Annotated in this window: 9 protein-coding genes; 4 read left to right on the top strand and 5 right to left on the bottom strand. The window is 67.9% G+C overall.

Annotation, left to right across the window (positions count from 1 at the left end):
* Positions 1-1768 (top strand): M3 family metallopeptidase (locus tag KDH83_RS25740; RefSeq protein ID WP_212320855.1); only part of this gene is annotated, 1768 nt, incomplete at its 5' end.
* Between the two features lie 114 nt (positions 1769-1882).
* On the opposite strand, the gene KDH83_RS25745 is transcribed toward KDH83_RS25740, so the two are convergent.
* Complete coding sequence (locus KDH83_RS25745; protein WP_212320857.1) at positions 1883-2611, bottom strand: methyltransferase domain-containing protein; 729 nt, start codon at positions 2609-2611, stop codon at positions 1883-1885.
* Between the two features lie 242 nt (positions 2612-2853).
* Between KDH83_RS25745 and KDH83_RS25750 the strand changes: the two genes are divergently transcribed.
* Together KDH83_RS25750 and KDH83_RS25755 are read left to right on the top strand one after the other, a co-directional pair.
* Entirely contained in the window at positions 2854-3468 is a 615-nt protein-coding gene (locus KDH83_RS25750; protein WP_212320859.1) for an SCO family protein, read from the top strand.
* Between the two features lie 132 nt (positions 3469-3600).
* Positions 3601-3852, top strand: a complete 252-nt coding sequence (locus KDH83_RS25755; RefSeq protein ID WP_103273989.1) for a GlsB/YeaQ/YmgE family stress response membrane protein — start codon at positions 3601-3603, stop codon at positions 3850-3852.
* A 127-nt stretch (positions 3853-3979) separates the two neighbouring features.
* Here KDH83_RS25755 and adeC read toward each other — a convergent pair whose 3' ends face one another.
* Genes adeC through KDH83_RS25770 form a run of 3 tightly spaced genes read right to left on the bottom strand, consistent with a single transcriptional unit; the run spans position 3980 to position 9822 of the window.
* Positions 3980-5461, bottom strand: a complete 1482-nt coding sequence (adeC, locus tag KDH83_RS25760) for an AdeC/AdeK/OprM family multidrug efflux complex outer membrane factor (protein ID WP_283093848.1) — start codon at positions 5459-5461, stop codon at positions 3980-3982.
* Positions 5461-8625 (bottom strand): efflux RND transporter permease subunit, encoded by a 3165-nt coding sequence (locus KDH83_RS25765; RefSeq protein WP_212320863.1) that lies wholly within the window; start codon positions 8623-8625, stop codon positions 5461-5463. Before KDH83_RS25765 ends, adeC begins: the two co-directional genes overlap by 1 nt.
* Positions 8626-8640: 15 nt before the next feature.
* Positions 8641-9822: an efflux RND transporter periplasmic adaptor subunit gene (locus KDH83_RS25770; protein WP_212320865.1), complete on the bottom strand. Its 1182-nt coding sequence runs from the start codon at positions 9820-9822 to the stop codon at positions 8641-8643.
* A 390-nt stretch (positions 9823-10212) separates the two neighbouring features.
* On the opposite strand from KDH83_RS25770, the gene KDH83_RS25775 reads away from it, so the two are divergent.
* Positions 10213-11115, top strand: coding sequence for a LysR family transcriptional regulator (locus tag KDH83_RS25775; RefSeq protein ID WP_212320867.1), 903 nt, complete (start codon positions 10213-10215; stop codon positions 11113-11115).
* A gap of 74 nt (positions 11116-11189) precedes the next feature.
* On the opposite strand, the gene KDH83_RS25780 is transcribed toward KDH83_RS25775, so the two are convergent.
* Complete coding sequence (locus KDH83_RS25780; RefSeq protein WP_212320869.1) at positions 11190-11921, bottom strand: pseudouridine synthase; 732 nt, start codon at positions 11919-11921, stop codon at positions 11190-11192.
* Positions 11922-11937 lie beyond the last annotated feature (16 nt).

Genomic DNA, 11937 nt, shown 5'->3' on the forward strand with positions numbered 1-11937 from the left:
GGTCGGCCTGCACGAGGGCCTGTACAAGCAATACCAGCGCCTGGCCGCCGCGCCGGACTTCGCCGCCTGGACGCCGGTGCGCCGCCGCATCGTCGAGATGGCGCTGCGCGACTTCCGGCTGAGCGGCGTCGAGCTGCAGGGCGCCGACCGCGAGCGCTACGCCGCCATTTCCGACCGCGAGGCCCAGTCCTCGCAGAAGTTCTCCGAGAATGTGCTGGACGCCATCGACGCCTGGTCGCTGTTCGTCGAGGACGAAGCGCGCCTGGCCGGCATCCCGGCCGACGTGCTGGCCGCCGCCCGCGCCGCCGCCGAGGAAGACGGCAAGCCGGGCTGGAAGCTGACGCTGAAGATGCCCTGCTACCTGCCCGTGATGCAGTACGCCCGCGACCGCGGCCTGCGCGAGGCGCTGTACCGCGGCTATGGCACCGTCGCGTCGGAACAGGGCGACGCGCAGTACGACAACTCGCCGCTGATCGAAGAACTGCTGTCGCTGCGCGCCGAGGAAGCCAGCCTGCTGGGCCTGGGCACCTTCGCCGCGCTGCGCCTGCAGACCCGCATGGCGCGCGACGCCCACGAAGTCACCGAGTTCCTGCGCGACCTGGCCGCGCGCGCCAAGCCCTACGCGCAGCGCGACCTGACCGAGCTGCGCGCCTATGCCGACGCCGAGCTGGGCCTGGCCGAGCTGCAACCCTGGGACGTGCCCTACGCCTCCGAGCGCCTGCGCGAGTCGCGCTACGCCTACTCGGAAGACGAGGTCAAGCAGTACTTCACCGAGCCGCGCGTGCTGGCCGGCCTCTACGAGGTCATCGAGACCCTGTTCAACGTGCGTCTGGTGGAAACGCCGGTGTCGTCCTGGCACGCCGATGTGCGCGGCGTGCGCGTGGAAAGCCCCGAGGGCGCGCTGATCGGCCATCTGTACCTGGACCTTTATGCCCGCGCCGGCAAGCAGAGCGGCGCCTGGGTCGACAGCGAGCGCACCCGCCGCCTGGCCGGCGGACGCCTGCAGACGCCGGTGGCCTACCTGACCTGCAACTTCTCGCGCCCCAACGGCGAGCGCGCCGCCGTGCTGACGCATGACGACGTGATCACGCTGTTCCACGAGACCGGCCATGCGCTGCACGCGCTGCTGTCGGAAGTGGACGAGCCCGGCGCCGCCGCCTTCTCCAGCGTGGAATGGGACGCCATCGAACTGCCCTCGCAGTTCATGGAGAACTTCTGCTGGGAATGGGCCGTGGTGCAGAAGCTGTCGGCCCACGCCGACACCGGCGAGACGCTGCCGCGCGCGCTCTACGACCGCATGATCGCGGCGCGCAACTACCAGAGCGGCATGCAGACCGTGCGCCAGATCGAGTTCGCGCTGTTCGACATGCTGATGCACGACCGCGCCCAGGGCATTTCCATCGCCCAGGTGCTGGCCCTGCTGCAGGAAGTGCGCCAGGAAGTCGCGGTGCTGTTCCCGCCCGCCTGGCACCGGCTGCCGCATGCCTTCTCGCACCTGTTCGCCGGCGGCTATGGCGCCGGCTACTACAGCTACAAGTGGGCCGAGGTGCTGTCGGCCGACGCCTACGAGGCCTTCGAGGAAGCCGCCGCCAGCCAGCCGTCCGGCTCGGCGCTGGGCACGCTGGACCCGGAGACCGGCGCGCGCTTCCGCCGCGAAGTGCTGGCGGTGGGCGGTTCGCGTCCGGCGGCGGACTCCTTCGCCGCCTTCCGCGGCCGCGCGCCGCGCATCGATGCGTTGCTGCGCCACAGCGGCATGAGCGCCGCCTGACGCGACGACGCAGGTTGCAGGACAAGACGGCCCGCACACGCGGGCCGTCTTTCCGTGCGCCGGGACTGCGCGGGCCGCGCAGCGCCACGGCATGCGCGCCCCGGGGCGTCCCTGTCAGGCCGTCATGTCTTCGACCGGCCGCCGCGCCGACACCACCAGCCAGCGGCCATGCACCGACTGGTCGCGCGCGGCTTCCCGCCAGAACTGCCGCGCTTCCTCGCTTTCCGCGCGCTTGATCCGCCGCCGGTAGTACAGGCGCGACGGCAGCGCCAGCAGATGCTCCAGCAGGCGCTTGGGCTTGACCTCGTCGACCTCGTGCAGCGTGATGTCCACGTAGCCGTAGTGCGACAGCAGCAGATGCAGCTGCGGGTAGCTCCAGGGGAAATACGTGATGTAGTCCTGCCCGCGCTGGCGGCCCACCATGGGCCGGAAGCCGGAATGGAAGCCGCGCAGCAGGAACTGCAGGCGCGAACGGAAGTACCAGGTGTTGGGCGTGGTGATGACCACGGTGCCGCCCGGCCGCAGCGCGCGCCGCAGGCTGTCGACCAGCACGCCGGGATTGGTCACCAGGTGGATGGCTTCGCAGCAGACGGCGGCGTCGTACTGGCGATTCAGCGACAGCGGCGTTTCCAGGTCATGCTCGGTGACCTCGCGGTAGCCGCCGCCGGCTTCGGGAAACTCCCACAGCCCCACGCCGTCCAGTTCGACGCTGCGCCGGGCCGTCGCATGCAGGTTGTCGCCAAGCCAGCCGGTGCCGCAAGGCGCGTCCAGCACCTGCTCGGCGGCGCGCGAATGAAGAATGTCGAGGACGACGGGAAAGTATGGATAGTACGGGTAGCGCATGGCCCAGCCTTCGTGTGCTTGCAGCCATCAATCTGACTGATGGCTGAATATATTCCGGCCGGCGCCCCCATCGGGCCCGAAAACGCTTTTCACGACAAAGCCCCGACAAAACTTCACAAACGCACCCGCCGGCGCGCGGCGGGCTTGCGCCAACGCAAGCGGTGCGCGGGCGCCCGGCGCGCCCGCCCCTGGCATGCGGGTAGAATCGACGGGTTTATCTTTCTCGACCGGCCTTGGGATACATGAGACACCTCACTTCCGGCCGCGCCTGGCGCGGCTTGCTGCTGACCCTGTTCATGCTGCTCGCCGCCTGCGGCGACCGGAACGTGAACTGGACCCTGTACGACGTCAAGGGCCACCTGCCCGACCTGAAGTTCTCGCTGCCCGGCGCGGGCGGCAAGACCGTCAGCAGCGACGACCTGAAGGGCAAGACCGTGCTGCTGTTCTTCGGCTACGCCAGCTGCCCGGACATCTGCCCCACCACCATGGCCCAGCTGACCGCCGTGCTGCAGAACCTGGGCGACAAGGCGCGCGACGTGCGCATCGTGTTCGTCAGCGTGGATCCGCATCGCGACACGCCCGACATCCTGCAGGCCTATGTGGACGCGTTCAACAAGAACGCCATCGGCGTGACCGGCGACGAAAAGCAGATCGCCGACCTGGCGCGCCGCTACCGCGTCGCCTACCAGATCGAAAAGCCCAAGCCCGGCGACGACGCCGAGATCTACGACGTGACCCACAGCCGCGGCGTGTACATTTTCGACAACAAGGGCCGCGCGCGGCTGCTGGCCTCGGAAACCGACAGCATCGAGGCGCTCACCCGCGACATCCGGCAGCTAATCGATATCACGTCCTGATGCCAACCGTGCGCGATGCGGCGCAGCATGTTGCGGGCGCGCCCCGCATACGTGTTGTTACACCCCATGAACGCGGCGCGTGAGTATGATCGGAGCGCATTGCACCCTTTTCCTTACGCAAGGAGCACGCGCATGAGCATCATCATCATGATCATCGTCGGGTTCATCGTCGGCCTGATCGCCCGCGCCGTCATGCCCGGGGACCAGCCCATGGGCATCGTCATGACGACCATCCTGGGCATCGTCGGCTCGGTGGTCGCCGGCTTCCTCGGCCGTCAGCTCGGCTGGTACCACGACGGCGAGCCGGCAGGCTGGATCGCCTCGGTGGTGGGCGCCATCATCGTGCTCTTCGTGGTCGGCCTCATCGCCAAGAAACGCGCCTGACGCAGCGCCCCGCCCTGCCACTATCGGCAGGCGAAAAAACGGGCCGGCCCCTCACAGGGCCGGCCCGTTGCCTTTGCGGTTCCGCCGCCAGCCGGCCCGAGGGGCCGGCCAGTCGCCGTCGCGCGGATCAGCCGCCGGCGGCCTGCGCCGGTTGCGTCGCGCCCGCCGCCGAGGCGGTGCGCTCGGTCCAGCCGCCGCCCAGCGCCTTGTACAGGTTCACCAGGTTGGACAGGCGCGCGCGGCGCGTGTCCACCAGCGACTGCTGGGCGCTGTACAGCGAACGCTGCGAATCCAGCACGCTCAGGTAGTTGTCGATGCCCTGGCGGAAGCGCTGATCGGACACATCGTAGGCGCGCTGGCTGGCGTCCACCAGCAGGCGCTGCGCCTGGATCTGCTCATCCAGCGTGCCGCGTCCGGCCAGCGCGTCGGCCACCTCGCGAAAGCCCGACTGGATCGCCTTTTCGTACTGCGCGATCTGCACGTTCTTCTGCACATGGGCCAGGTCCAGTCCAGCCAGCAGCGAGCCTCCGGCGAAGATCGGCACCGTGATCTGCGGCGTGAAGCTCCAGGCGCCGGAACCGCCATCGAACAGGCCGCCCAGGCTGGAGCTGGCCGTGCCCGCCGTGCCGGTCAGGCTGATGGTCGGGAAGAAAGCCGCGCGCGCCGCGCCGATATTGGCATTGGCGCCCTTGAGCTGGTGCTCGGCCGCGCGGATGTCCGGGCGGCGCGCCAGCAGGTCGGACGGCAGCCCGGCCGGCAAGGCGGTGGGCAGCATGCCGTCGTCCAGCCTGACGGCCTGGTCCAGCGCCGCCGACAGATCGTCGGGCAGAGGCTGGCCCGCCAGCAGCACCAGCGCGTTGCGGTCCTGCGCGGCCTGGCGCGTGTACTGCGACAGGTTGCGTTCGGCGGTGCGCAGGCCGACCTCGGCCTGGCTCAGGTCCAGCGCGGTCGACAGCCCGATGTCGTAGCTCTGCTGCGTCAGCTTGAACGAATCCTGCTGGCTCTTGAGCGTGTCGCGCGTCAGCGCCAGCAGTTCCTGGTCGGCGCGCAGCGTCAGGTAGGCGTTGGCGACTTCGGCGACCAGCGACAGCTGCGTGGCCGTGCGCGTCTCGTCCAGCGCCAGATAGGACTCCAGCGCCTTGTCGCTCAGGCTGCGGATGCGGCCAAACAGGTCCAGCTCCCAGGTCGACAGCGCGGCGCCCACCTGGTAGTTGTGGCTGGTGGTGGCTTCCCCGCTTGGCGTCAGGCTGCCCGGCGTGCGCTGCGCGGTTTCCTTGCCGGCCAGGCCGATGCTGGGCATCAGGTTGGAACGCTGGATGCGGTACTGCGCACGCGCCGCCTCGACGTTCAGCGCCGCCACGCGCAGGTCGCGATTGTTGGCCAGCGACATCTCGATCAACCGCTGCAGCAGCGGGTCGGTGAAGAAGTCGCGCCAGCCGACGTCGGCCGTGGCCACGCCCGCGGGGTTGACCGCGTCGGGCTTGTAGGCCGCGCCGGCCGGATAGGCGGCGCTGACCGGCGCGTCCGGGCGCTCGTAGGTCGGGGCCAGCGAGCAGCCCGCCAGGGCAGCCGCCAGGGATACGGACAACAGGGTTCTCATCGGAATCATCATTGCGCAGGTCCCTCCGCCGCGACGTCGGTCTCGTGCTTGTCGCGCTGCTCGCTCATGCGCTTGACCTTGAACAGCTTGAGCATGACCACGAAGAAGGTGGGAACGAAGAAAATGGCCAGGAAGGTGGCGGTCAGCATGCCGCCGATCACGCCGGTGCCGATGGCGTTCTGGCTGCCCGAGCCCGCGCCCGAGGAAATCGCCAGGGGCACCACGCCCAGGATGAAGGCCAGCGAAGTCATCAGGATGGGCCGCAGGCGCTGGCGCGCGGCATGGATGGCCGACTCGATCAGCCCCGCCCCCGACTCGTAGTGCTCCTTGGCGAATTCCACGATCAGGATCGCGTTCTTCGCCGCCAGGCCCACGGTGGTCAGCAGCCCCACCTGGAAGTACACGTCGTTGGACAGCCCGCGCAACATGGTCGCGGCCAGCGCCCCGATGATGCCCAGCGGCACCACCAGCATCACCGCCGACGGGATCGACCAGCTTTCATACAGCGCTGCCAGACACAGGAACACCACGATCAGCGAAATCGCATAGAGCGCCGGCGCCTGTGCGCCCGACAAGCGCTCTTCGAACGACATGCCGGTCCATTCGTAGCCCACGCCGGTCGGCAGCTGCGCGGCCAGGCGTTCCATTTCCTGCATGGCGGCGCCCGAACTGTAGCCCGGCGCGGCCTGGCCCTGGATGTTGAAGGACGGCGAACCGTTGTAGCGGTTCAGCTTCTGCGGGCCGTAGGTCCAGCTGGCCGACGAGAAGGCCGAGAACGGGACCATGTCGCCATTCTTGTTGCGCACGTACCATTTCTCCAGGTCCTCGGGCAGCATGCGCGCGGATGCGTCGCCCTGCACGAACACCTTCTTCACGCGACCGCGGTCGATGAAGTCGTTGACGTAGGACGAGCCCCAGGCGGTGGCCAGCGTGCTGTTGATGTCGGACACCGCCACGCCCAGCGCGCGCGCCTTCTCGCGGTCGATGTCGAGCTGGTACTGCGGCGCGTCCTCGATGCCGTTGGGGCGCACGCCCTGCAGCACCGGGCTCTTGGCCGCGGCGCCCAGCAACTGGTTGCGCGCGGCCAGCAGCTTCTCGTGGCCCACGCCGGCGCGGTCCATCAGCATGAAGTCGAAGCCCGTCACGTTGCCCAGTTCCATCACCGAGGGCGGCGGCACCACGAACAGCATGGCGTCGCGCATGGTCTTGCGGAAGTGGGCGTTGGCGCGCGCGGCCACGGCGCCGGCCTTCAGGCGGGCGGCGCCGCGCTCATCCCAGTCGCGCAGCTTGATGAACAGGATGGACGCGTTCTGGCCACGGCCGCCGAAGTTGAAGCCGTTGACGGCGAACACCGAGGTGACGGCGTCCTTCTCTTCTTCCAGCAGGTACTTGGTGGCCTCGTCGATGACGGCCTTGGTGCGTTCGGCGGTGGCGCCCGACGGCGTCTGGATCTGGGCGAACAGGATGCCCTGGTCTTCTTCCGGCAGGAACGCGGTCGGGATGCGCGTGAACATCCAGGCCATGGCGATGACGATGGCCAGGTAGACCAGCATCAGTCGCTTGCCACGGTTCAGCACGCGCGACACGGTGTTGGCGTAGCCCTCGGTGCTGCGGTCGAATGAACGGTTGAACCAGCCGAAGAAACCGCGCTTGGCGCCGTGATGGCCCTTGGGAATCGGCTTGAGCATGGTGGCGCACAGCGCCGGCGTGAAGACGATGGCCACGATCACCGACAGCACCATGGACGAGACGATGGTGATCGAGAACTGGCGGTAGATCACGCCCGTGGAGCCGCCGAAGAAGGCCATGGGGATGAACACGGCGGCCAGCACCATGGCGATGCCGATCAGCGCGCCCGTGATCTGGGTCATGGACTTGCGCGTGGCCTGCTTGGGCGTCAGCCCTTCCTCGGCCATCACCCGTTCGACGTTCTCCACCACCACGATGGCGTCGTCCACCAGCAGGCCGATGGCCAGCACCATGCCGAACATGGTCAGCGTGTTGATGGAATAGCCGAAGGCCGCCAGCACGCCGAAGGTGCCCAGCAGCACCACCGGCACCGCCAGCGTCGGAATGATGGTGGCGCGGAAGTTCTGCAGGAACAGGTACATCACCAGGAAGACCAGCACGATGGCTTCGGCCAGCGTCTTGAACACTTCCTCGATCGACAGGCTGACGAACGGGGTCGTGTCATACGGATAGACCACGTCCATGCCCGGCGGGAAGAACGGCTTCAGGCTGTTGATGGTGTCGCGCACCGCCTGCGCCGTGTCCAGCGCGTTGGCGCCCGGCGCCAGCTTGACCGCCAGGCCCGAGGCCGGCTTGCCGTTGAAGTAGCTGTCGATGGCGTAGGTCTGGCCGCCCAGCTCGATGCTGGCCACGTTGGCCAGGCGCACCTGCGAGCCGTCCGGATTGACCTTCAGCAGGATGCGGCCGAAGTCTTCCGGCTTCTGCAGGCGCGACGGTCCGATGATAGTGGCGTTGAGCTGCTGGCCGCGCACGGCCGGCAGGCCGCCCAACTGGCCGGACGACACCTGGACGTTCTGCTCCTTGATGGCATTGACCACGTCGGTGGTGGTCAGGCCGTAGTTGATGAGCTTGTCCGGATTCAGCCAGATGCGCATCGCGTACTGCGAGCCGAACAGCTGGAAGTCACCCACGCCCTGCGTGCGGCTGATCGGATCCTGCACATAGGACGCCACGTAGTCCGCCAGGTCGTCCTTGGTCATGGTGCCGTCGGTGGAGACGAAGCCCGCCACGATCAGGAAGTTCTTGGTGGCCTTGGTGACGCGGATGCCCTGCTGCTGCACTTCCTGCGGCAGCAGCGGCTGCGCCAGCGACAGCTTGTTCTGCACCTGCACCTGCGCGGTGTCGGGGTTGGTGCCCTGACGGAAGGTCAGCGTGATGGACATGCTGCCGTCGGAGTTGCTTTCCGACGAGATGTACTCCAGCCCGTCCAGGCCGTTCATCTGCTGCTCGATCACCTGCACCACGGTGTCCTGCACCGTCTGCGCCGAGGCGCCGGGATAGGTCACCGCGATGCCGATGGCCGGCGGCGCGATGTTGGGATACTGCGAGACCGGCAGCTTCAGGATGGAAAGCGCGCCGGCCATCATCAGCACGATCGCGATCACCCAGGCGAATACCGGCCTGTCGATAAAAAACTTTGCCATGCGTGGCTCCCTGACTTACTGCTTCTTCGCGTCGGCGGCCGCTTGCGGCTGCTGCGCCGGCTGCGGCTTGGCGCCGGCCTCGGTGGCCACGACCTCGACGCCCGGGCGCACCATCTGCAGGCCCTCGACGATCACCTTGTCGCCCGCCGCCAGCCCGGCGCTGACCAGCCACTGGTCGCCCACGGCGCGGTCGGTCTTCAAGGTGCGCAGTTCGACCTTGTTCTCGGCGTTGACCACCAGCGCCGTCGGCTCGCCGCGCTGGTTGCGCGTCACGCCGCGCTGCGGCACCAGCAGGCCCTGGCTGGCCACGCCGTCGACCAGGCGGGCGCGCACGAACATGCCCGGCAGCAGCCGGCGGTCGGGATTGGGGAACACCGCGCGCAGCGTGACCGAACCCGTGCCCGGATCCACCGTGACTTCCGAGAACTGCAGCTTGCCCTGCTGCTTGTACTGCGTGCCGTCTTCCAGCGTCAGCGTGACCACCGCGGACTGCTCGCCATCGGCGCGGGTCAGCTGGCCGCTGGCCAGCGCTTCCTGCAGGCGCAGCAGCTGCACGCTGGACTGCGTCACGTCGACGTACATCGGATCGATTTGCTGCACGGCCGCCAGCGCGGCGGCCTGGTTGGCGGTCACCAGCGCGCCCTCGGTCACCGAGGAGCGGCCGATGATGCCGTCGATGGGCGACAGCACCTTGGTGTAGACCAGGTTGATGCGCGCCGTGTCCAGCGCGGCCTTGGCCGACAGCACGTCGGCGACCGCCTGGTCGCGCGCGGCGACGGCGTTGTCATAGGTCTGTTGGCTGACGGCGCGCGTGGCCACCAGCGGCTTGTAGCGTTCGACCAGCAGCGCGGCGGTCTTCTGCTGCGCCTGGGCGCGCGCCAGGGCGGCCTTCTGGCTGTCCAGCGTGGCCTGGTACAAGGCGGGATCGATCTGGTAGAGCTGCTGCCCGGCCTTGACGTCGCCGCCTTCGGTGTACAGCCGCTTCTGCACGATGCCGTTGACCTGCGGCCGGACTTCGGCCACACGGAACGGCGAGGTGCGGCCCGGCAACTCGGTGGTCAGGGAAACCGCCTTGGTGGACAGGGTCACGACCGAAACCTGCGGCTTGCCCGCCTGGGGCGCGTCCTGCTTCTTGCCGCAAGCGGCCAGGGTGAGGGCCGATGCCGTCAGCGCGACGACCGCCGCGCCGCGCCACATAGCGCTTTTCTTGTTCATACGTTCAGTTCCCAATCACGATAAAAGTTGCCCCCCGACCGGCCGCGCGGACTGGCGCGCGACGCAACGGCGGAAGACTGCCTTGCCCGGAAGCGCCGAGCGTACATCGCCCGGACGGCTTCTGTACGACCCGCCCACTCTACATTTTGGAAAACAACAGATCTGGGTCCACGCGGCGCGCGGATCGGGTAGCGGTTCGGGGAAATGGTGGACTCGGACGGTCAGGCAGGGCGTTGCTGCAATGCAGAACTCGCATTCTGCGTTATCCCGCACGAGAAACAAAGAGCAATCAAGAGAAAACATCATTCCATCTGTGGGACAATCCTACTACTCCCTCTATGACAAAATTCCGCCATGAAACGTTTACAAGGCATGGAGCTCTTCGTCGAAGTGGCCAAGACGCATAGTTTCAGCCGCGCCGCCGCCAGCTTGGGCATCCCCAAGTCGACTTTGTCTCGCCAGGTGGCCGAACTCGAACGCTCCGTGGGACTGCGGCTGCTCAGCCGCACCACGCGCAAGGTCGAACTGACCGACGCCGGCCGGCTGTACTTCGAGCGCTGCCAGCTGATCGTGGCCGAGGCCCAGATCGCCCATGAGGAATTGCAGAAGCTGGTCGACACCCCGGTCGGCCCGCTGCGGGTCAACATGCCCGCCGACTTCGGCACGGACTTCCTGGCCGAATCGTTCATGGAATTCTCCCTGCGCTATCCGGACGTCACGTTCTATCTGGACCTCGCCAATCCGGACCACGCTCAGCGCGTGTTCCAGACCTGCGACGTGTCCATCGAGATCGGCGAACTGCCCGACTCGACGCAGATCGCGCGTCTGCTGGGCATGCTGCCGGCCTATCTGTACGCGTCGCGCGAGTACCTGGAAAAACACGGGGAACCCAAGCATCCCAGCGACCTGACCCGCCACGAGTGCATCGAGTTCCGCGCAGAAGGCGCCGGCCGCGTCACGCGCTGGCCGCTGAACAACGGCGACCAGCACATCGAGTTCACGCCCGGCAACCGCTTTTCGGTCAACGGCGTCGCCATGGCGCGCCGGCTGGCGATGCTGGGCGCGGGCATCGCGGTGCTGGTCGGAGGCCAGCACGAGGAACGGCGTTCGGGCCAGCTGCTGCGGGTGCTGCCCGACTGGCAGCTGGGGCCCTTCCCCGTCTATGCGGTCACCGAGACCAGGCTCCTGCCCGCCAAGACCCGGATCTTCATCGAATTCCTGATGGAGCGCCTGGGTGGCGGGCCAGCGAAGGATAGCGCCGCTTTCATGAAATGACGGCGCGCTGGAAACAGACTGAAAAATCTGTGTGCGGATAAGGCCCGGGGCAGAGCGCCCGGGCCGGGACGGGCCTAGAAGCGCTCGTCCTCGCGCAGGTAGCGCCACTGCCCCAGCGGCAGGTCGCCCAGCGCCACATGGCCGATGCGCACGCGCTTCAGGCCCACCACCTTGAGCCCGACCAGCTCGCACATGCGGCGAATCTGGCGCTTCTTGCCCTCGCGCAGCACGAAACGCAGCTGGTCGCTGTTCTGCCAGCGCACCTGCGCCGGCCGCAGGGCCTTGCCGTCCAGCGACAGGCCGTGGTTCAACAGTTCGAGACCGCGGTCCGACAGGCTGCCCTGCACGCGCACCAGGTATTCCTTGTCGACCTCGGAGTCCTCGCCGATCAGCTGCTTGGCGATGCGGCCGTCCTGCGTCAGCACCAGCAGGCCCTGGGAATCGATGTCCAGCCGGCCGGCCACGGCCAGGCCGTCCAGATGGCCGCGCTCGAAGCGCTGCGGCGCGCGGTCGGCTGCAAAGCGCGAACGCGAGTCGATCAGCGCCACGGCCGGGGTATAGCCTTTCTCGGCCTGGCCGGACACATAGCCCACCGGCTTGTTGATCAGTATCGTGACGCGCGAGGTCTGGCGCGCCTGCGCGGCGCGTTCCAGCGTGATGACCTGGTCGGGAAACGCGCGGGCGCCCAGCTCGGACACCACCACGCCGTCGACGCGGACCCAGCCGCGCTCGATATAACCATCGGCCTCGCGGCGCGAACAGAGCCCACGCTCGGACATGAGCTTGGAGATGCGTACTTTTTCCATGGCCGCCATTGTATGC

This window comes from Achromobacter sp. Marseille-Q0513 (genome assembly GCF_018195695.1).
Taxonomy (GTDB): domain Bacteria; phylum Pseudomonadota; class Gammaproteobacteria; order Burkholderiales; family Burkholderiaceae_B; genus Achromobacter.

Bases quoted from the DNA above. Each gene is read 5' to 3' on its own strand.
- KDH83_RS25755 (WP_103273989.1), top strand. From the start codon at position 3,601: ATGAGCATCATCATCATGATCATCGTCGGGTTCATCGTCGGCCTGATC.
- KDH83_RS25780 (WP_212320869.1), bottom strand. From the start codon at position 11,921: ATGGAAAAAGTACGCATCTCCAAGCTCATGTCCGAGCGTGGGCTCTGT.
- adeC (WP_283093848.1), bottom strand. From the start codon at position 5,461: ATGATTCCGATGAGAACCCTGTTGTCCGTATCCCTGGCGGCTGCCCTG.
- KDH83_RS25750 (WP_212320859.1), top strand. From the start codon at position 2,854: ATGAGACACCTCACTTCCGGCCGCGCCTGGCGCGGCTTGCTGCTGACC.
- KDH83_RS25775 (WP_212320867.1), top strand. From the start codon at position 10,213: ATGGAGCTCTTCGTCGAAGTGGCCAAGACGCATAGTTTCAGCCGCGCC.
- KDH83_RS25765 (WP_212320863.1), bottom strand. From the start codon at position 8,625: ATGGCAAAGTTTTTTATCGACAGGCCGGTATTCGCCTGGGTGATCGCG.
- KDH83_RS25770 (WP_212320865.1), bottom strand. From the start codon at position 9,822: ATGTGGCGCGGCGCGGCGGTCGTCGCGCTGACGGCATCGGCCCTCACC.
- KDH83_RS25745 (WP_212320857.1), bottom strand. From the start codon at position 2,611: ATGCGCTACCCGTACTATCCATACTTTCCCGTCGTCCTCGACATTCTT.